The 21734-nt window shown below is 42.1% G+C and carries 19 protein-coding genes; 3 read left to right on the plus strand and 16 right to left on the minus strand.

From position 1 onward, the window contains the following. Positions 1–85: 85 nt before the first annotated feature. The 14 genes from LKD42_RS00575 to LKD42_RS00640 form a co-directional block, all read right to left on the minus strand. Positions 86–6067 carry a SpaA isopeptide-forming pilin-related protein gene (locus LKD42_RS00575; RefSeq protein ID WP_227567346.1) on the minus strand — a complete coding sequence of 1994 codons (5982 nt, stop codon included), beginning with the start codon at positions 6065–6067 and terminating at the stop codon, positions 86–88. 407 nt (positions 6068–6474) lie between these two features. After that, complete coding sequence (locus tag LKD42_RS00580) at positions 6475–6861, minus strand: RNA polymerase sigma factor (RefSeq protein ID WP_248834504.1); 387 nt, start codon at positions 6859–6861, stop codon at positions 6475–6477. 39 nt (positions 6862–6900) lie between these two features. After that, positions 6901–7536: a sigma-70 family RNA polymerase sigma factor gene (locus LKD42_RS00585; RefSeq protein WP_055149770.1), complete on the minus strand. Its 636-nt coding sequence runs from the start codon at positions 7534–7536 to the stop codon at positions 6901–6903. A gap of 445 nt (positions 7537–7981) precedes the next feature. Further along, positions 7982–8338, minus strand: a complete 357-nt coding sequence (locus LKD42_RS00590; protein ID WP_005338503.1) for a helix-turn-helix domain-containing protein — start codon at positions 8336–8338, stop codon at positions 7982–7984. 109 nt (positions 8339–8447) lie between these two features. Then, positions 8448–8786, minus strand: coding sequence for a DUF6050 family protein (locus tag LKD42_RS00595; protein WP_147567427.1), 339 nt, complete (start codon positions 8784–8786; stop codon positions 8448–8450). Between the two features lie 6 nt (positions 8787–8792). After that, positions 8793–9968: a replication initiator protein A gene (locus LKD42_RS00600; protein WP_227567345.1), complete on the minus strand. Its 1176-nt coding sequence runs from the start codon at positions 9966–9968 to the stop codon at positions 8793–8795. Further along, entirely contained in the window at positions 9949–10854 is a 906-nt protein-coding gene (locus tag LKD42_RS00605) for a ParB/RepB/Spo0J family partition protein (RefSeq protein WP_002594290.1), read from the minus strand. Before LKD42_RS00605 ends, LKD42_RS00600 begins: the two co-directional genes overlap by 20 nt. Continuing rightward, positions 10847–11623, minus strand: coding sequence for a ParA family protein (locus LKD42_RS00610; protein ID WP_002594291.1), 777 nt, complete (start codon positions 11621–11623; stop codon positions 10847–10849). The genes LKD42_RS00605 and LKD42_RS00610 overlap by 8 nt, the downstream gene beginning before the upstream one ends. A gap of 15 nt (positions 11624–11638) precedes the next feature. Further along, the gene (locus LKD42_RS00615) at positions 11639–11803 is read right to left on the minus strand and encodes a hypothetical protein (RefSeq protein WP_002594292.1); all 165 of its coding nucleotides are present in this window, start codon (positions 11801–11803) and stop codon (positions 11639–11641) included. Further along, entirely contained in the window at positions 11790–12257 is a 468-nt protein-coding gene (locus tag LKD42_RS00620; protein WP_002594293.1) for a DUF6075 family protein, read from the minus strand. Before LKD42_RS00620 ends, LKD42_RS00615 begins: the two co-directional genes overlap by 14 nt. 286 nt (positions 12258–12543) lie before the next feature. Then, positions 12544–13908 carry a 23S rRNA (uracil(1939)-C(5))-methyltransferase RlmD gene (gene rlmD / locus LKD42_RS00625; RefSeq protein WP_248834505.1) on the minus strand — a complete coding sequence of 455 codons (1365 nt, stop codon included), beginning with the start codon at positions 13906–13908 and terminating at the stop codon, positions 12544–12546. A gap of 206 nt (positions 13909–14114) precedes the next feature. Next, a complete protein-coding gene (locus tag LKD42_RS00630; RefSeq protein ID WP_022119821.1) occupies positions 14115–14363 on the minus strand; it encodes a hypothetical protein in 249 nt (82 codons plus the stop codon). Positions 14364–14471: 108 nt separating this feature from the next. After that, positions 14472–16697 (minus strand): DNA helicase PcrA, encoded by a 2226-nt coding sequence (gene pcrA, locus LKD42_RS00635; RefSeq protein ID WP_248834506.1) that lies wholly within the window; start codon positions 16695–16697, stop codon positions 14472–14474. 12 nt (positions 16698–16709) lie between these two features. Beyond that, on the minus strand, positions 16710–17399 hold the full coding sequence (locus tag LKD42_RS00640; protein WP_022119819.1) for a phosphatase PAP2 family protein: 690 nt from the start codon (positions 17397–17399) through the stop codon (positions 16710–16712). A gap of 276 nt (positions 17400–17675) precedes the next feature. Here LKD42_RS00640 and LKD42_RS00645 point away from each other — a divergent pair, with 276 nt between their 5' ends. Continuing rightward, complete coding sequence (locus tag LKD42_RS00645; RefSeq protein WP_022119818.1) at positions 17676–18284, plus strand: DUF1836 domain-containing protein; 609 nt, start codon at positions 17676–17678, stop codon at positions 18282–18284. Positions 18285–18336: 52 nt separating this feature from the next. On the opposite strand, the gene LKD42_RS00650 is transcribed toward LKD42_RS00645, so the two are convergent. After that, positions 18337–18624 carry a YerC/YecD family TrpR-related protein gene (locus tag LKD42_RS00650; protein WP_022119817.1) on the minus strand — a complete coding sequence of 96 codons (288 nt, stop codon included), beginning with the start codon at positions 18622–18624 and terminating at the stop codon, positions 18337–18339. Between the two features lie 157 nt (positions 18625–18781). Continuing rightward, complete coding sequence (locus LKD42_RS00655) at positions 18782–19705, minus strand: nucleotidyltransferase family protein (protein ID WP_173865876.1); 924 nt, start codon at positions 19703–19705, stop codon at positions 18782–18784. Between the two features lie 201 nt (positions 19706–19906). Between LKD42_RS00655 and LKD42_RS00660 the strand changes: the two genes are divergently transcribed. Both LKD42_RS00660 and LKD42_RS00665 read left to right on the plus strand, forming a co-directional pair. Continuing rightward, positions 19907–20911: an ABC transporter substrate-binding protein gene (locus LKD42_RS00660; RefSeq protein WP_173896321.1), complete on the plus strand. Its 1005-nt coding sequence runs from the start codon at positions 19907–19909 to the stop codon at positions 20909–20911. 205 nt (positions 20912–21116) lie between these two features. After that, positions 21117–21677 carry a shikimate kinase gene (locus LKD42_RS00665; RefSeq protein WP_248834507.1) on the plus strand — a complete coding sequence of 187 codons (561 nt, stop codon included), beginning with the start codon at positions 21117–21119 and terminating at the stop codon, positions 21675–21677. Positions 21678–21734 lie beyond the last annotated feature (57 nt).

Below are 21734 nucleotides of genomic sequence, written 5' to 3' on the forward strand. Positions count from 1 at the left end.
CTTCTCTTGAAATTTTATAAGAGGGCATCTATGAATCCTGTGTCCATAAATGCCCTCATCCATTACTAAGAAATCTTATGCTTTCTTATTTCTTCTTTTTGCGAAGAATCACTGTTCCACCAAGACCAGCCATTCCAGCCCCTGCAAGCAGAATCCAGAACAGAATCGGAGTATTATCTCCTGTCTTTGGTGAAGTCGATTTCTTTGTTTCTTCTGTGGTTTTCGTCTCCGGTGTTGATGTGGTTTCTGGTGTTTCCGTCGGTGTCTCTGTTGGAGTTTCCTCCGGTTTCGCCTCATCCTTCATCACAACCTTCTGGATTTCTCCAGTATCTTTGACCGTAAACTTCACATCTTCTGCAACCAGATAACCGTCTGGTGCAGTTTCTTCACGGAGGGTATATTTCCCGATTGGAAGCATCTCAATGTAGTGTGGTTTTTTCTCAGATGTCCAGCTTTCTACGGTCTTTCCATCTTTATCAAGGATCGTCAGTTTCGCTCCTGGCAGCTCCTTACCGGAAATATCGGTCTTGGAAATCTGCACTTTTGTCACATCATCCTTCATTTCCACTTTCTGTACTTCACCGGTATCTTCCACCGTAAAAGTGATGCTCTCTGCTGTCACATAACCGTCCGCAGGAAGTGTTTCTGTCATGGTGTACTTCTTGCCAGCGGTCAGTTCTTTGATGATATGTGGTTCTTTACCAGAAGTCCATTCATCCACAGTGTTTCCACTCTCATCTGTAACTTTCAGTTTTGCTCCCTCAATCTCCTTTCCGTCTGTCAGGGATGTTTTGGTAAACTCTACGGTTGTCGGCTCATCTTCAAAAGTAAACACATAAGACAGTGTTTCCTTATCTGCCCCACCATATTCAAAAGTAAATTCCTGTACCTGGTCTGTTGTCGCAAATCCCGGTGCCGGAGAAGTTTCTTTCACATAGTAGGTATAGCCAAGTGGCAGATCTGCCGTAAAGGTCAGTTTTCCTTCCTTATCCGTAGCCTGCTCCTCAATAACCGTATCCGCTTTCAAGATCACATCGCCCTTTGCATTGACAATATTTTCTTTATTGCACAGGGCAAATACAGCCCCTTCCAGTACACGGTCGGAATCTTTTTCTTTCTTTAACACGTTTACTTCTGCTCTCTGGCGTTTGTTCTGCCAGTCAGCAGAATAAGTAACAACTGCGGTATTCTGGTCACGGTAAGTCAGATCCACTTCACGAGCTTCTCCATCCAGGACATATCCATTTGCTGTCTCTTTCTCTTTGACACAGTATTTGCCAAGAGGAAGGTCTGTCAGTTTCGCCACTCCTGTTTCATCCGTCGTGATCGTTGCTACCAGTGCATCCTTTTTGTAGTAATCTTCACTCTCACCATCCGCCGCTTTTATATCTTCTAAGGCATAAACCTCAAAAGTAACGTCTTTCAGGGAACCGGAAAGATATTCAAACAGATGCTTCATCCATCCGCCAATGGAATCCAGTGCAGATATTTTCTCCAGGAACTCACCTTTTTTATTGATGATAAGTGTTCCGGTTGGCACTGCATCTTTCATCTCTACCTTCTGGATTTCAGCAGTATCGTCCACAGTAAAGGAAACTTCTTCCGCCATCAGATAGCCATAAGGAGCCATTTCTTCACGAAGAGTATATGTCTCCCCGGCTGTGAGTCTTTCAATCAAGTGTTCCTCACCCTTTACAGACTTCCATGTATCTACCACATTTCCATCCTTATCAAGCACCGTAAGCGTTGCCCCGGAAAGTTCCACGCCTGTCGTAATATCGGACTTCGTAAAGGTTACTTTTGTCGGCTGGTTCTTAAATACAGCTTCCAGCTCTACCATTTTCACATCCTGTCCCTGATATTTGGCAGTCACTTCCAAAGTCTCAAAAGAAGAGACATACCCTGCCGGAGCTGCAAGTTCTTTGATATAGTAAGTACTAAATGGAAGGTCAACGTCAAATACTGCCTTTCCATCTTCCCCACTGACTGCTTTTCCAAGTAAGGTATCTGCCTTCACAATCACTTCTTCATGTGCCAAAATATCTTCTTTTGCATAGATACCAAACTCTGCACCCGCCACAACCGTTTTTGTCTCTGCATCCTGTTTGACTACGGACACTTCCACTTTCTGGCGGTCATTCTCAAAGGTTGCTGTCTGCTCAATAACTGGTGTTTTCTGGTCTTTGTATTCAAATGTTACTGTCTGTGCTTCTTCATTTAACACAAAGCCCTCTGGTGCTATCTTTTCAACAATCTTATAGGTTCCAAGTGGAAGGTCAGCGATCTGTGCCTTTCCATCCTTATCCGTGGTAACAGTTCCTACCAGTTCCCCAGAAGCATACTCCAGGATACGGTTTCCATTATCATCTTTCTGGAAATCTGCTGTATAAATATCTTCGGCAGCATATACCTCAAAGACTGCTCCCTCCAGAGTTTCTTTCTGATAAGTAAAGTCATCTTTATAACCATTTAAGACCTCACCCTGTTTTACGATGTTCAGTTCTCCCTTAACCGGATGATTCTCGTATGCGATCTCAATGATCACATCGCCGGAAGTTCCGTCCATCTGATATGCTGTATTGGAATCTACATCTACCTCATAGTAATTCTCATTGAGCGTATATCCATAAGGTGCGTTCACTTCCTCAATACGGTAATGTCCAATCTTCAGATTCTGTGGAAGGATTAAGTATCCCTGCTCATCTGTAAAATAAGATTTGTGTTTTACCGTCGTCGGATACGTTGTTACCTGCTCCACATACTTTTCTGTATCCAGGTTAAAAATCTTAAACTCCGTATTTTTCTGAAGGACTGCTTTCTTTGTCTCATCGTCCTGTTTGATGATCTTCAGCTTCGCTTCAAACTCTTTGTCAAGCAGCACCCTCCATACCTGCGGTGTAGTCGGATGATTCTCTGTAATCTGTACGATGAAATCATTGACCGGAGTGTAATTATGTGGTGTGGTTGTTTCACGGACGATGTAAGTTCCATACGGAATCGCAATACTGCGGGCATACCCTTTCTCATCTGTAAAGATCTCTGTTGCACCATTTTCTCCGATCACTACCGGCTTGGCAGAACCAAAGTCATAGCTGCCATCTTCTTTTACTGTCAGGGAAGATACCAGATAAGCGGTAAATCCTGCACCTTTCAGTAAATCGGCATCTGTCTTTCCGTTGTTCGCTGCCTTGATGATTTCAAATGGCTGCTTCATTACCTGTTCCAGAGACAGACAGTCACGTTTTACTTCCGCTACAAAATCACCCTCATAGTTGCAGACCAGATCATGTTCTTCTTCATCTGCCAGGTAACCCGTTGGAGGAGTAATCTCTTTTACATAGTAATTGCCAAGATATAATCCATCTACAGAAGCCTGTCCATTCTTATCTGTTGTAAGAGTGGCAACCTGCTCACCCGCTTCGTAGATCACACCAGTTGCTCCATCCGGATGGACAATATCCTCGCGGGCATATAGTCCATAGACTGCCTTTTCTAAAGTAGCATCTCCCTGTGGAACAGCCTTCTTTGTTTCTTTGTCCTGCTTCTGTAAGGAAATCTTTGCTGTCACACGCTCGTTTTTGAAGGTATGCTTAAATGTCAGTTTCGCTTCCTTATCGTTTGTATAAGAAAAAGTAAACGTATAGACATCATCCGCATTTCTCAGATAGCCTTCCGGAGCCTGTACTTCCTTTACATCATAGGAAAATCCCAGCGGCAGATCTGCGGTAAACTTCGCCGTTCCATCATTTCCAGTTGTCACTTTCTCAATCAGAGTGCCTTTCTTTACAACAACCGTTCCATCTGCATTTTTAATGTCACTGGCTGCATAAAGTCCAAAAATTCCTCCATCCAGAGGATTTTCTGTATCCTTATCCTGCTTTGTCACAACTACTTCTGCTTTCTGTCTGTCATTCGTAAAAGTTGTCTCAGAAAAAACAACATCTACATTCTGTCCTGCATAAGAAAGAGTGACTGACTTTTCTTCCCCGGCATTATAAAATCCGGTCGGAGCCTGTTTTTCTTTGATGATATATGTACCAAGATGCAGGTTTTTCAGAATGACTGCCCCATTCGAGTCTGTTGTCAGATTCTCTTTGACCAGATCACCCTTGCTGTAAACCTTGGCACCATAAGCAGTTTTAATATCTGCTCCGGCATACACATCATAAATCGCACCTTTCTGTCTGCGTTTCTCATACTTAAATGTTGTTCCATTCTCGGTGACATCTGCACCTGTCAGAACCTGACCTTCTTTATAAACAGTCAGCTGTCCCATCTGTTCTTCATCCGGAACAGTCACAGTCGTTGTTTTGCTGACTTCCAGTTTTACATTGTAGGCAGTTGCATTGATACGGTATCCTGTCGGAGCTGTAATCTCTTTCAGATATACAGTGTCCTGTGTCTTAATGATCTGTACGGACGATTCCCCGTTCGCATCGGTTGCCGGTAACTTTGTGATCAGCTTTGTACAGTTTGCATCACTGTATAAACCAAACACTGCACCAGACAGCTTTGCGTCTGCTTTTGCATCTTTTTTAATCACCTTCACACTTGCGTGCTGCACCCAGGTTACTTTGAAGTCCACATATTTCTCATCATCAACACCTTCACCAAATACCAGGGCCAGGTCCTGTGAACCAGATCCGGTACTGATCTTATATGCAGAATAATCTTTTGTTACACTGCCTTTCATCGTTGCCGACCAGCTTCCTGCGACATCCTGTACCTGTGTAAGAGGTGCAGATAAGTAAAACTTGGTTCCACCACTGATTTCCACTGCTTCACCAGCTTTGCTTGTCTTTCCGGTTGTCACGTTGTGAAGTTTCACACCACTTGGAAGTTTCATTGTGATACTCTGCAGTTCATCTGCTTTAAAAATGATTTCCTTTGTTCTCTGGCTGTTGCCATCTACATAAGCTGTCACATCCGCATCTGAAAAAGACATTGCCACATCCGGAATATCTGGCTGAGAAATACAATAATTATAAAGTTTTTTCGCAAGATTCTGTGCAGTAGCGTTTGCACCAGAAAAAGCATCTGAACTGCCATTCGCATATGACGCAGCAAGATGTACCAGAATAAATCTGGCTCCTGCACTCAGGTTTCCATAGCCATTTTCTTCTGTAAAAAATCCATCATCGCCAGAAGCCTTTGTGCCATAGTAACATACTTTAGCCAGTGCTTTACCATCTCCAACCTTATTGATTGTATATGTTCCTGTGCCAGGTCCCGGTTTGGACGGCTGTACACAATAAGCTGTGGCGGACACATTACCGAATTTTACGGTATACTGATACGTCAGATAAGTTCCATAACCATAATCCGCATATCGGTATTCGGCACCTCTTGTCACTGAAACCTGTTGTGAACTTCTTGCATTTCCTGCTGCCGCCATAAATGTCACTGTTTCACCCGGCTCCATCTCATACAAGTCAATTCCTTCATTTTCTGCCTGATCCATTACTTCTGAAACAGTCAGACCAGATTCTTCATCTGTTGTTACTTCCTGTCCATCTGTAAGATCAGTTACAATCTCTTTTGACCCGTCCGAATCAACATCTTCCTCCGCATTACCGGAATCTTCTGTTTCACCGGCATTTCCTTCACCAACTGTATTTTCAGAAGAACTCTTTGTCTGTGCTTCTGTTTCCGGCTCTTTTACCGTAATGTTTCTGCTTACTCTGTAAGCTGGGTGACCGCTGACTGGTTCTACTGCATAGACAGCTTTGTAGGTATCCGGTGTATGTGCATCAAAATCTGTACCGGCTTCACTCTTTGCTTCATGGAATAAAACTTTCACCTTTTTTTCATTCACGCCCTCTATACCGGACAGATCGACTTCCACCTCAAATTCTTCTCCATAGGGAATCTCAATATCCTTTGCTTCCACAATTTCGTCTTTGTCAAGAGTATCCTGCACATCCTGCAGTTCCGGATATTGCTGTTCAAATGAAGTTGTCTCCGGTTCTAATTCAGAAGCAGAAACCGTGACTGGTTGAACGATAACAGACGCCAAAGTTGCAACTGCCATAAATCCCGACAAGAATCTTTTAAATCGCATTTTCATTTTGACTGAGTCCTCTCTTTCTTCGATAATTTACTCCACTTTCGTTCAGGCTTACACCTGCATGAATCAATCATAGAAACCACCTCCCTTGTGTCTTGGATTGACTTTTAAATAAAAACAGGATTGAGCTATTAAGCCGCAAGAGGTAATTCGTAATCATTCCTGCCAAGGGTGCCTCTCATCCATTGCCCTTCACGTTGCCACCGAATACCCGCCGCCAGATGCGTAGCTGGGAAATTCAGGTATCCTCTTGCTGCTGATATGAAATTGTCAAGGTTCACTTTTAGGAGGGAATTTATTGTTTTGAATTAAAATAGACATTTGCCCCTCCACTAACCGCATGTGTGAAAGGGCAAAAATTAACCTGTTTGAAATTTTTTTAGAAAATTTTTTGAAACAGCAAAAACTTACAAAGTTTCCAGCCTGTCTTTTAGTTTCTGCAATACTTTGTTTTTCCTGTTTCTGATTGTCTTTGTACAACACCCGAAATACTGTGCTGTTTTTTTAACTGTGTACTCTTCAAAAAATAATAGTCTTATCAATTCCATTTCTTCTTCAGACAAATATTTCAGTGCTTCCTGCAGCTCTTGTATTTCTGACACCCTGATGACTATTTCTTCTGGTGATAATATATGCAAATAACTGTTGTAACTCGTTTCTCCTACTTTTTCTATTCCGCATACACCATTTTTCTGCATTTTTTCAAGCTGGTATCTTTCTTTTCTTCTTGACTGGTACCATGCCAGATATACGTCTCTGGTAACTTCTACGAGAGTTTCATTTACACGCAGCACATACCGTTGTCTTTCCTTTGGTTTTTTACCACGCATCTTTTATTCTCCCTTCTGAAGCACTCCGGTCAGTCTGCCTGCATTTCTTCTCATTTTCTGCTTTGCCTGTGAAATACATTTTGATACTGCCGGTTCTGTAATTCCAAACACCCGTGACACTTCTCTTTGTGTCCGTTGCTGAAAATAAATTTGATGGATCACCTGTCTCTGCCGGTCAGTCAGCAGATCCATGAATTCTCCAATAGCTTCTTCTATAATCAGTTTTTCAAGTACATTCTGCCTTTTATCCACCAATTCGCACCAGCCTTCTGAAATATGGCTGTATGAAATGCAATTATTATGTTCTCGTACCTCCCTGTTCCTGCACAGCCGATCTTCACCTTCTAATATCAACCGCACATACCAGGGCTGATTATCAAAAAAATCTTCCTTAACAACTGTTATTTTTCTTCCTGCTTCATATACATAATCTCGACAGGTAAATAAAGGAAAAACCGTTCCATAATCACCTGCACAATAGAAAACATATCCTGTCTGATACGCAATAATTTCCGCACCATCTATCAGTCTATGCTTTACAACTGCCACATCGTTTTCTCTCAAATACCTGGCGGACGGAACCTTTCTTTTTTCTTTCCTGTTACCTACAACCTGTTTCAATTCCTGCAATGTCAGCATAATTACCACCTTTCTGCCTACTGGCAACAGGAGCCCATCAGCAGAAAGGATAGGATTATTACTGATTTACTGGCAAAAGGGCAGTAAAAAACAGCTTCCGGCACACCCGTTTTTTTTAACGAGAGCCTGAAACTTCCTTACTGCCCTTTCTGCTAATTTACAGCATCCTCTATTTTATTTTCCGTCTGATGTCCCGGTCAGACTTCTTTGCATTTCTTTCCGTTTTTATGTTCTTTTCATTTTCCATCAAAACAGAATAGTCTCCCATTGCATCATAGGGACACTGCTTCCGATAGATTAAATTTTCTTGTCTGGTCATCAATCCTGTCTCCCTTCCTTGTTTCTGTCTCTTTCTCTCTGTTTGCTATTTTAACAGCACAAAAAACTATTATCCTTAGCATATATGGGGAGTTTTTTTGTTTTACACCCCATATATGGTGAAATTTCACCTGTACTCATTAAAACTGTCTATCAGCGAATCTATTGTCTGCATAATAATTTTCTGCTCTTTCCATTCCATCTTCTGAATACGATAAAATACTTCCTCAAACTGCTTTCTTTTTTCTGCATCGTCCCCCTCTTTTCCCATCAGGATATTGGCATCTGTTTCCAGGATCTCAATCATCTTCCTGAAAATCTCAACAGACATTGCCGTTTGCCCTCCTTCTATCCTGCTGACCGTATTGACACTGATACCTGCTTTTTCCGCAAAAGATTCCTGTGACAACTTCATTTCCTGCCTGCGTTTTCTGATCCGTTCTCCCAATTCAATAAGTTCTGTGGAAATTGCACGATTGCTCAATACGGTGTCTCCTTTCCTGCAATTTATCCCAGCTTTACGACATTGTGTCGCAAAGTTTCCAGAAAAAAAGCAGCTAATTTTGTCTTAGCTGCTTTTCAAAAGATCTATTTCATTTTATTCTCGGTATTTTATGTATTCCTGTAATAACTGTGAGCAGGAAAACACTAAGATAAATGATTGCCTGTCCAATCATTGCCAGCAATACGACACTTCCTATCAATCCTCCGATCAGAAAATTCATTGTCCATACTGCCAGTGTTCCTCCAAGATCAAAACCTCTTGGAACCATCCAGACACACATTTTTCCAATTCCAAACGGTATCCCCATCAGAAGTAACAGCAAGAAATAATTGCACTTCCCATCCTGGATACAAAACGGTCTTAATACTGTAAACAATACTGTAATCACCAGCACTGGTGCTATCACTTTTTTAATCATCTTCTTCATGTTCCTTTATCCTCCATACATATCGTGATTAACTTCTGCCTGATAATAACTGTTTATCGTTGCCGGGGCATTATACAGGGCGGTCAGAAGATAGGCTTTAATATTCCCAACCTTGGTCGTATTCCGGTTCAGACAGAACAGCACATATTCGATATGCGAATAGTTCAGTTTCATAAACCTGCTTTTTACCAAAGCAACTGGTTTTTCTACTCCCGCAATGCGAATCATACTGTCCTCCGGCATCATCATAACTTCGATCATCAACTCCACCAGTTCATCTACATCTTCCTTGGCATGATATTGATAATCTATGTTTTCATGGATCACCTCACGATATGCTTTCATCTCCTCCATCACATCTTTTTTCTTTTGGAAATTACCTGATATGATTGGATAAGATTGATTTATCTCAGTTTCACTAATATCAGTCTTGTTAATATCAGTATTATTAGATTGTGATTTCGGACATTCTGGATTTGTGATTTCCACTATTCTGGAATGATGATTTTCACTATTTTTGAATTGTGATTCTGGAAATTCTGGATTTGTGGTTTCCACCATTCTTGAATTGTGATTTTCACTATTCTGGAATTGTGATTCCCCATAATCCTGAATTGTGGTTTTCACTACTCCTGAATGATGATTTTCACAATTCAGAGAAATGCCTGTTTTCCCCTTGTTTTCTGCTTCTTGTTGCAAATCTGCACATTCCTTATGTCTTTTCTGTTTCGATTGCAAATCTGCAATTTTTTTATGATCTTCCTGCTCAGATTGCAGATCTGCATAATTACCTGTCGGCTTTTGATCTGGAACCTCTCTGATCATAAAATTTTTCACATAAATAACATTCGGTTTTCCCAGTCCCAGACGTTTCTTCTCTATCAATCCAATCCCATTACTGCTGTCCAGCTCTTTCACCAGCTTCACTGCCTTTTGAGTTCCGCAGTTCATCAACTCTGCAATTTCTTCCACAGTGAAGATAATGTATACTCTGTCCTCTGAATCCAACCATCTATTTTTAATGCTCAGGCTCATACGGTCCAGCATCAGACCGTATAATACCTTTGCTTCGCAAGAAAGAGTTTTAAAGCAGGATTCTGTAAACAGCACTTTAGGGACACGATAGAAGCTGTATTGTTCCGCTTCCATCCCTGTAAAATAATCAAACTGTATCTTCTGCATCTGCTACTCCTTCTTTGTTTTCTTTCCATTTATCCAAAAGCATAAAAATGACTTCTTCTATCTGTTCTTTAGAATATGTCTCCGGAAAATAATTTCCAATTTTTTTTGCCGGAATCGTCACATTGATCTTACTGCTTTCCTTTTTTAATAAAACAGCATAGATATAACTCTGGTTTAATTTTCCATTTGCACTGCATTCTTTTAACTGTTCTGCCTGTTGTTTTGTCGGAAAAATGCTGCTGTTGGTAATCACTTCCAGAAGCCACCCCTGTTCCTCTGGCTTCAGATAAGACAGCTTTTCTCCCACAATCATAGGAATTTTATTATTGTCCACATATTCCAGCAAAGCATCTGATAATGCCGCCAGACGGATATACCTCTGTACGGTTCTCCCACTGTCCCCGGCAGCTTCCCCAACCATATCTGCTGTATATTTCTCACCTTTACTTCCCTGATGCTTCATTGCATCATATTTCATCTTATAGGCATGAGCTTTCTCACTTGGCAGTAGATTTTCACGCTGAATGTTGGAATCGACCATAATAATGACCGCTTCATCATCCGTATAATTTCGGACAAGAGCTGGCAATGTAGTCTTTCCACACAGTTCACAGCCTCTTTTTCTTCTATGCCCGGAAATCATCTCATATCCGCCATCTGGTCGAGGTCTTACCAGCGCAGGAGTCAAAACACCGTATGTTTTAATGCTCTCTACGGTTTCTGCCATTTTTTCATCATCATTTACATGGAACGGATGATTTTTAAAGGGATAGAGCTTTGCCAGATCTATTTCCACAACCTGGTTCATACTCTTTTCCGGTGTTTCCTCTAATCCCAGTAATTCATCATAAGAGGTAAGCTGAATATCTTTTTTCGGTCTACGCATGTTTCAACACCTCCTGAACCAGTTCCAGATAGCTGTCTGCCCCCTTGCTTTTTCCATCATAGGCAAAGATACTTACACCCTCCGATGCTGTTTCTGCAAGGCTTTCTGTTCTCGGAATCGTCTGCTCAAAAATCCTAATGTCACTTCCGTATGTAGTTTTGATTGCCTGTTTGTTTCTCTTTGCATTATTGTAACGGCAATTATCCATTGTGAATAAAATGCCTTCTATCTGTAAATCCGGATTGAACCTCTGATGGATTCCCTTAACTACTTTCAGTAATTCCATGAGTCCATCTGCCGCATAATATTGTGGCTGCACTGGAATCAGAACACTGTCCGCTGCACTCAAAGCATTGAGCGTCAGCATTCCCAGGGATGGCATACAGTCAATCAGAATATAATCATACTCATCCTTCAGCAGTTCCAGATACTCTTTCAGCACCTTTTCTCTGTCCTCTACTGTAAATAAAGACATATCCATTCCGGCAAGCAATTTATTGGACGGAATTAGGTCAACACCTTCTTCATGGTGCAGAATTGCTTCTTTCGGATCAAATTCCAGTCCCATGATAATGTTCTCCATCATGCTTTTTAATGTTACCTTGAGATTTTTAGGGAATCCCAATCCCATTGTCAAGTGCCCCTGTGGATCAGCATCTACCAGGACTACTTTTTTCCCTGACTTCACCAGTCCGGCTCCCAGATTGATTGTTGTCGTTGTTTTGGCTACTCCGCCTTTCTGATTTGCAATAGCAATTACTTTACACATATACTTTCCTCCGATTTACTCTTTTTCTTCTACTTCAACATAAACACGAAAATATTTGCTTGTTCCTTTGTTCGCATAAGCATCCGATACTTCCAGAACATCCAATTCTTTATGCTTTTCCAAAATACGACGGAACCATTGAATATCCTTTAAAGTACCCTGTAATCTAATTTTCAGCATACATATCCTCCCAGTCTTTGTAAAAACAATACTCTGGATAACGGATTTTAATGGCTTCCCAAAAATACCGAGCATATCCGCAGCAAAACAGATCTTCTACGGTATAATACTGACACTCTTTTAACTGATCTTCCTCTGCTTCATAATCTCCGACACTTGGTGTCCCATTGCAGTAAAGATTAAATGCCATGCGGACGATCCGTAAACTTCCACTGGTCTGCCAACCTTCCTGCAGGGATTCCGTTTTTACACATCCAGTTTTAAAATTATAGATTTTATTCACATTTTCTCTTGTGTCTCTGTCGATACCCAGGCAATAAACCAGAGCCTGATGATAAACATCCTGATATCTGCATTTTTTCAGATATTCCATATAAAATTTTTCGTGTTCCTTGCTCTTGAAAGTAATTGTGCGAGAATTGCTATTCTCTGCTCTTAACGCTGTGTTTGTCATTTTCATTTTCCTCCTGAATTTTTAATATTTTGGTATAAAAAAGACACTCCATTTCTGGAATGCCCCATAAAAAATAGGGACACCCGCTTTTAACAAGTATCCCTATAATCTATCAATGATCTGATAGCTCTCTATTCATTTTCATATTCAAGATTCTTTGTGTTCCCCGTACCGAGGTCTAAGGCAACAACTACGGTTACTCTCTGCACAAGTATCTTTTCCTTGTGATTTTCACCGATTTTGTTGAAACTGAAAAACTCTACAAAGTGCGTAAATTCAAGGATTTCTAGGTATCTTTCCTTTGTAGTCCCACCACAGTCTCCACATGCACCGTCTGACAAAACTGGTCGACTGCCACGCACTTTTCCATGCGGTAGCCTTTTGCCTCAAACATTGCCAGATCTCTTGCAAGACTGCTCGGTTTGCAGGAAATATAGACTATGCGTTCCACGCCGTAATCCAGAATCTTCGGCAGTGCTTTCGGGTGTACGCCGTCTCTTGGCGGATCCAGAATGATCAGATCCGGTTTTTCTGTAATATAATCGAGTGCCTTCAGCACATCATCCGCAAGAAAAGTGCAGTTTGTGATGCCGTTCATCGCTGCATTCTCTTTTGCCGCTTCCACTGCCTCCGGTATGATCTCCACGCCGATCACCTGTTTTGCAACAGCCGCTGCGATCTGAGCGATCGTTCCGGTTCCGCTGTAGAGATCAAAGACCACTTTGTCTTTGGTATCTCCGATGTACTCTCTGACCGTCTGATACAAAATCTCAGCTCCTCTGGAGTTTGGCTGGAAGAAGGAAAATGGTGTGATCTTAAAACGCAGTTCCAGAAGCTCCTCATAAAAATAGTCCTGACCATACAGAAGTCTTGTCTCATCGCTTTTTACGACATCTGACAGAGAGTCGTTAATGATATGCAGGATACCGACAATGCTTCCTTCCAGATCCAGTGCCAGAAGTGCTTCTTTTAATGGATCAAGGTCGTATTCTTCCTGGCTTGTGGTGACAAGGTTGACGAGTATTTCACCGGTCTTGCTGCCGCGTCTTAAAAGCAGATGACGCAGATAACCTGTGTGCTGCATTTTGTGATAATAAGAAACCCTGCGTTCACGGAAATAGTGAAGCACGCAGCTAAGGATTTTGTCCATGTCTTCGTGTACCAGCTTGCAGTCTTCTGCATTTAACACATCATATGTGCTGCCTTTTTTATGAAGTCCAAGTGACAATGGCCCGTCTTTGTATTCATCCCCAAAAGAAAATTCCATTTTGTTGCGATATGCAAACTCGATCGGGCTTCCTTTGATCGGCTCAAAAGTATATTCATAATCCACCGCATCATCAAACAATTTTTTGATCTGCTCTTCTTTCATTTTCAGCTGCTCTTCGTAGAGCATAGTCTGATACATACAGCCGCCGCATGACGGAAAAATACTACAGAGCGGATCTCTCTTTTCCAGCTCTGACTTTTCCAGCACTTCCAGAAGTCTGCCTTCCACACGGCCGCCGCGTTTTTTGTTGATCATAAATCTTACTTTCTGCCCCGGAATCCCATTTTTTACGGTGACCGTGGTATCTTTGATCTTCACACGTCCCTTATTCTGAAAATCAATCTTTTCAATCACGCCTTCGTAAATTTCACCTTTTTTCATCTTCGCTCCTTATGTTATCTGTTTTTGTCTGATTCATCGCCGGCTGATACTTTTCTGTTCTTGATTCACCAGCATTTCTGTGAAACATCTGTTTTATCTTTAACAGAAAACATGGAGGTACATTTTCTGCACCTCCATGCGATACACCTGTGTCATGTTTTACGGCCTTTGCAACAAGTGCTTCGACCGGTACGGAACCGTTATGATTATTCTTCCGTTTCTTTGTCTTCCTCGTCTTCATCATCGAAGTAGTTGTCGAAATCATCATCCAGATCGTCATCAAAATCATCCAGATAATCCGGTGTAAAGTAACGGTAAACTGCATAAGCAATACCTGCAACGGCTGCTACAGCACCAAGAACTGCCAGAACCAGAAGTACGGTATTTTTCTGTTTTTCTTCTTCTTTTTTCTGTAATGCAGTGATCAGATCTTTTAATTCATCCAGTTTGTTCATATGCACACGTCCTTTCCTGTCTGCCTTCTGACAGACACCTTTCTTTCTCCGATAAGTATATCACTTTTTCGGTGAAAATACTATAAAAATCTGAATAATTCTTCTTTTTTATAATTTCTTTAATTTTGCAAAAGCAGCAAACATTTTTTTGACGCCGCATTTTTCAAAATTCACCGTCACTTCATAGTCTCTGCCGCCGTCTTCAATCTTCTCTACGATGCCAACGCCGAATTTGATATGACGAACGGTATCTCCAACGGCATAGTCCAGACTGCCTGCTTTTGCCGGCATTCCTTTTTTCAGATCAAACACACTGTCATAAGCCTTTGTCTGAAAAATGCTCTTTGCCTGCATGAAAGAGGTCTGAACACGCGGCTTCGGCTCCTGCTCCTTTGGCTCTTCCCGTTTCTCTTTTTTCAACAGCTCTTCCGGAAGTTCGTTTAGAAACCTGGACGGACGGTTGTAATGTGTTTCTCCGTGCGTCATACGCTTTTTCGCATGTGTCAGAGTAAGATCCTGCATCGCTCTTGTGATGCCGACATAGCAAAGTCTCCGCTCCTCTTCCAGAGCATCCGGATCCTCCGAATCCACCGACATATAACTTGGAAAAAGCCCATCTTCCATACCGGTCAGATAAACCTGCGGAAATTCCAGTCCCTTGGCACTGTGCAGCGTCATCAGAATCACTCTTCCGGCATCGTCATCCATACTGTCGATATCGGCAACCAGTGCCACTTCCGAAAGAAAACCTTCCAGTGATGGCTCTTGTGCATCTTCTTCATAGGAAGCTGCTTTGTTGATCAGTTCATCGATATTTTCAATACGTGCCCTTGCTTCTTCTGTGCCTTCTGCTTCCAGTTCTTTTACATAACCGGTCCGGTCGATCACTTCCTGCAAAAGCTCCTGTACACTGAAATAATCTTCCTGTGTCCGCAGCGTGCGGATCAACGTCACAAAACTCTCAATTTTGGCAGCTGCCCTTCCGCCGCCCGGAATCTTTGAAATTTCAGAAAGTGCCTCATAAAAGCTGACATTCTGTTCCGTTGCATATTCCTGCACACGGTTGATCGTCGTCGCACCGATCCCACGCTTTGGTACATTTAAGATACGTCTTACGGCGATATCATCCCTTGCATTATCAATGGTTTTTAAATATGCCAGCAGATCTTTGATCTCTTTTCTGGCATAGAAGTTTACACCTCCAATGATCTTATACGGTATATTCGCCATCAGAAACTTTTCTTCAAATATACGTGACTGAGCATTGGTACGATAAAGAACCGCAAAATCTCCGTACTGGGCATCCTGATTTCGTACTTTTGCAGCAATCTCTCCAACAATGATCTCTGCCTCATCATACGCAGACATAAAACTGCGTACCCGGACTTTATCGCCTTCCCCGTTTGCCGTCCACAGTTTCTTTTCTTTTCGTCCTTTATTGTGGGCGATCACTGTATTTGCCGCATTTAAAATGTTCTGCGTCGAACGGTAATTCTGCTCCAGCTTGATCACTGTCGCATCCGGAAATGTTTTTTCAAATCCGAGAATATTCTGGATATTTGCTCCGCGGAATTTATAGATCGACTGATCATCATCACCAACCACACAGAGATTACGGTATTTTGCTGCCAGAAGGCTGACCAGCTTAAACTGTGCCGTATTGGTATCCTGATACTCATCCACCATAATATAACGGAAACGCTCCTGATATTCATTCAGAATATCGGAATTTGCCTGGAACAGTTCCACAGTCTTCATGATCAGATCATCAAAATCCAGAGCATTGCTGCTTTTTAACTGTCTCTGATATTCTGCATAAACCCTTGCGACCGTCTCCTGACGGAAATTTCCCTGTGCCCGAAGTGCAAACTCCTGCGGACTTACCAGTTCATCTTTCGCTGCCGAAATCGCGGACATCAGTGCCCGTTCTTTATAAAGCTTGGTATCCACCTGAAGCTGTTTGCAGACACTTTTCATCAGGCTTTTCTGATCTTCGGTGTCATAGATCGCAAAATTGGTGTCAAATCCGATCCATCCAATGTCCCGTCGCAAAATCCGGACGCATGCTGAATGAAAGGTAGAAACCCAAACCTTTCCAGCGGCATCTCCGACTAACTTATCCACACGCTCACGCATCTCACCGGCTGCCTTATTGGTAAACGTGATCGCCAGAATATTCCATGGCTTTACCTTCTTTTCTTCCATAAGACAGGCAATGCGATGTGTCAGCACGCGTGTCTTTCCCGAACCGGCTCCCGCCAGTACAAGAAGCGGTCCTTCCGTATGAAAGACCGCTTCTTTTTGTTTATCGTTCAGTGTGTCATATACACTCATAATTTCCTCCACCTAAATTAACTGATTTCGTACTTTGCTCCGCTCTGTTTCCGGATTCACACCATAGCAGAGTTTATCTGTAACAACGTACAGTGCCAGAGCACAGACTCCATCAAACATCGAATGTTGTTTCAAAAATACAGTAGCTAAAATAATCAGAACCGTCAGAATACCAGTGCCCCATGCCCAGCCTTTTTGTTTCCGGGCAAGCTTGCTTCTTTTGATCGCCATAAAGGCAGCAAGTGAATTGTATACATGAATACTTGGCAGTACATTGGTCGGTGTATCGTTCTTATAAACAAACTGCACCAGCCTGATGAAAATATTGTCCCTTTCAAACGTCACCGGACGCAGGTTCAGTCCATTTGGATAAATGGCAGATACAACCAGAAAAAGTGTCATACCAAGAGCCAGTGTCCCAGCAAGTGCATTAAAATTCTCATCCTCGTGCAACAGAAAATAAATCACCGTCGCCGCAATATAAACAAACCATAATAAATATGGTATGATAAAAATCTCCTGAAACGGAATCTTATAATCCAAAGCACAGGCAGTAATATGTATGCCGGAAACATGCCTGTTCTCCAGCCATGAAAAACCTGACAGATAAAAAATACAAAAGCCTAAAATCACCGCCACTCTGCAAAGCAGTGTTTTCTTCCTGGCTATGATCTCTTTTATAATGATTACCTCCCTTTTCACATTTCAAATTCTTTCTTACAAGTATTCTAAAACGGGTGTTTTCTCATAACAGATATAGTGCCAGCATGAATGCAAAATGTCAACCCAATTATTTTATTTTAAGAAAAATTAAATAATTCATCAGATTATCTTTTGATATTTTTTATCAAAGCCCTTGTCATCTGGTTTTAAAAACTATATAATGTAATACGATGATGCCAGGGTCATTATCTTGTACTACTTTTATACAAAAACATGAAAAAGAAGCCCGCAGGGCGGATTTTGGAGGATACTGCAATGACAATCAACACAGACCAGCTTCTGGAGAGTATTCTCGACAGTCTTGACCGTATTGATTACGTGAAGTCCGAGGATATTCCCGATATACAGTTATATATGGATCAGGTAACCACCTTCATGGATTCTCATCTGGCTTCCACCAGACGTTATCCAAGCGATAAGATCTTAACAAAGACCATGATCAACAACTATGCAAAAAATCATCTGCTTCCACCGCCGGAAAAGAAAAAGTATTCCAGAGAACATATGCTTCTGATGCTCTTTATTTATTATTTCAAATCTTTCCTTTCTATTACTGATATTCAGACTTTAATGGAACCTCTGACCGGAAAATATTTTCAGAAGGAAGACGGTTACAATCTGGAATCTATTTACAACGAAGTCATGGAACTGGAAAAATCGCAGGTGGATGTTCTGAAAGACACGGTACGTCGCCTGTACAGTACTTCTCAGAACAGTTTTTCCGATGCATCCGAAGAAGAGCAGGATTTCTTACGGCAGTTCTCTTTTATCTGCATGCTGAGTTTCGATGTCTACCTGAAAAAGCAAATGATCGAACGTCTGATCGACCAACTGCCTGCACCCGATTTTCTGAAGAAAAAATAAGAGCCGTACGGTTCGTGTCTTCTGACACGGACCATACAGCTCTTTTTGTCTCTTATTTGCCCATTCGGTCAAACACCATTTCGTAACCGTCATTTCCATAATTCAGAGAACGGTTCACACGGCTGATCGTTGCGGTGGAAGCTCCTGTCTTCTCTGCGATTTCCAGATAAGTACGTTTCTCACGAAGCATCTTTGCCACTTCAAATCTCTGTGACAGAGAAAGAAGCTCATTTACGGTACATACATCCTCAAAAAATGCATAACATTCTTCCTTATCCTGCAGACTCAAAATAGCCTCAAACAGACTGTCCACTGCCTCTGTTCTGATTTTCTTACTCATGACGTAACCCCTTTACTTTTTGCTCTTTTTGTGTTTTCTGACATAAGCCACACCTGAAATATCACTTTTTCCATTTTAGCACATTAAACTTGTAGTGTAAAGAGTTACCGTCTCTCCTGTACACGATTTCAGCTGATTTTATCTTTTTTTAATACTTTTACTCCTCCCAGAGCTTCTGCGGATACAGACCCTGATCCTTTAAAGACTGGATTGCCGCTACGACAAACGGTTTGTCTTCTTTATAGGTAACGCCATACCATTTGTCCAGTGATTTACGAACTTCTACCGTTGCTTTTCCCTCTGAAAGCAGGTTACTGACTACCTCCGGCAGGAAATATTCGCATTTCATCGGATTCACCGACAGATTTTTTTTCAGGAATACCGGAAAACGTTCTTTCAGTTCTTTCAGAATACTTGCAGAAAATCCCCACATATTCATGGAAACTAGAGAACCTTCCGGAATCACAGTCCAGGTCTGTCCATCGTCTTCTGTGTATTCCGTCTGATCACCACGTTTTTCAATATGCGTACGCTCATGGATCGCAACCAGATGATTCTGCTCATCTGTTGTGCAGACTCCTCTCGCCACATGACCGTTTTCTGTCAGAGTATTCTCGACTTTATATGCCACCATAGTATAACGATATTTATCATCATCCTGATGTGTGGACAGGAAATCATAAATCTCCTGAAATGCATGAACACCATAATAATCATCTGCATTGATCACCGCAAACGGACCGCTGATCGCATCGATACAACTGAGGATCGCATGGCCGGTACCAAACGGTTTCACTCTTCCTTCCGGCACTTCAAATCCTTCCGGAAGATTGGAAAGTTCCTGGTATACATAGGAGACCTTCATAATTTTACTCATGCGGTTTCCGATACTCTCTCTGAAGTCTGCCTCATTTTCTTTTTTTATGATAAATACAACTTCCTCAAATCCTGCTCTTTTTGCATCATAAATCGAAAAATCCATAATGATGTGTCCCTGTGCATCGACCGGATCGATCTGCTTTAAACCACCATATCGACTTCCCATTCCTGCTGCCATAATTACCAGAATCGGTTTTTTCATTGTATGTTCCTCCTTGCCTATTGTCGTTTTATTTTCTGATAAAATTTCAAACCCATGCTCCGGATGCCGAACCTGGAAAGCATTGATTGCGACACCTCTTTTCGTATTGTAACACAGGAGCTGAAAATCTTCAATCCGAATGCAAATGCACCTTTCTTTTTCTTTCTCATATATTACAGTTAGAAAAAGAAAGGAGTTTTTATGAAAAAGAAATCATTTCTCTTATCTTTCCTGATCCTTTTTGCACTGCTCGCACTTGTCGGCTGCAAAAAACATCCTTCCGGTGAAACGCTTTCCAAAGTAACCCTGAACGAAGTAGCACATTCCATTTTTTATGCCCCTCAATATGTTGCCATACAGGAAGGCTATTTTGCCGAAGAAGGAATAGATCTGAATCTTGTCACCGGGTTTGGTGCAGATAAAACCATGACAGCCGTACTTTCTGGCGAGGCAGACATCGGCTTTATGGGAGCTGAGGCAACGATCTATGCCTATGCTGAAGGAGCCAAAGACTCCGTTGTCAACTTTGCTCAGCTGACTCAGCGTGCCGGCAACTTTCTGGTGGCCAGAGAAGAGGATCCTGATTTTTCCTGGCAGGACTTAAAAGGCAAAAAAGTACTTGGCGGTCGAAAAGGCGGCATGCCGGAAATGGTTTTTGAGTATATTCTGAAAAAGAATAACCTTGATCCGGCAACAGATCTTTCCATTGACCAGAGTATCGATTTTGGTTCTACTGCTGCCGCTTTCTCCGGCGGACAGGGTGATTACACCGTCGAGTTCGAACCGTCTGCCACGGCTCTGGAACAGGAAGGCAGCGGCTATGTTGTTGCTTCGCTCGGCGTTGACTCCGGCTATGTTCCTTACACAGCTTACTGTGCAAAATCCAGTTATCTGAAAGAATCACCTCAGATCATCCAGGGATTCACCAATGCTCTGCAAAAAGGTATGGATTATGTGCATGCCCACACGCCTGCTGAAATCGCACAGGTGATCAAACCGCAGTTTGATGATACCGACATGGAGACACTGACCGCCATCGTCAAACGTTATCAGGAACAGGATACCTGGAAAGATTCTCTGATTTTTGAAAAAGACAGTTTCCTGCTGCTTTCTGACATTCTGGAAAGTGCCGGTGAGCTGAGTGAAAAAGTCCCTTATGAACAGCTCGTGACCACAGACTTTGCAAAAAAAGCCGCAAGTCACTGATTTTGACTGGATAGACTTGCACTTACGTGTTATAATTGTGCCAATATGATGTCTGTTTTTTCAAGTCGAACGCACGTAAGACCTGGCACGCAATTCTGGTCAGCTCTGCTGACATTTACCTGACAGAATCTCCGTGCATCCTGGCATACATCCAACTGAAACTGCAGACGTCAGAATTGATTTTGTACAGTACAAAGGAGTTTATATGACAACAGCAAATACAAAAACACAGGCAGAATCTTTTACCGGAAATTTATTTCTGATCGGTTTTATGGGAAGCGGAAAGTCCACGATCGCAGCTGAACTTTCCAGGATGCTTCACCGGCCGGTTCTTGAGATGGATGAGGAAATTGAAAAACGGGAAGGTATGTCCATCCCTGCTATCTTTTCTGAACACGGAGAAGCTTATTTCCGTCAGCTTGAGACAGATCTTCTGAAAGAAACTTCCGCTCTTGGCGGTTTTCTCGTTTCCTGCGGCGGCGGTGCCGCCATGCGGGAAGAAAATGTTCGTGAAATGAAAAAAAGCGGCATCATCGTCCTGCTCACTGCTCTTCCGGAAACCATCCTTGAAAGAGTGGCAGACGATGAAAACCGCCCGCTTTTAAAAGGCCGCAAAAACACAGCAGACATCGAAGCCCTGATTGAAAAACGCAGACCTGCCTATGAAGCAGCCGCTAATTACCAGGTGGCAACGGATCAGAAAACATCCGCAGAGATTGCAGAAGAGATTCTGGGAATTCTGGAAAAAGAAGGTATGATTTCCTGACATTTCTGCTTTTTTCGTAAATTGTTTACATTGTGTTGAAGATTTTCTGTCCAAAAA

Origin of the sequence: Hominisplanchenecus faecis (assembly GCF_020687205.1) — a bacterium.
GTDB classification, from domain to species: Bacteria; Bacillota; Clostridia; order Lachnospirales; family Lachnospiraceae; genus Hominisplanchenecus; species Hominisplanchenecus faecis.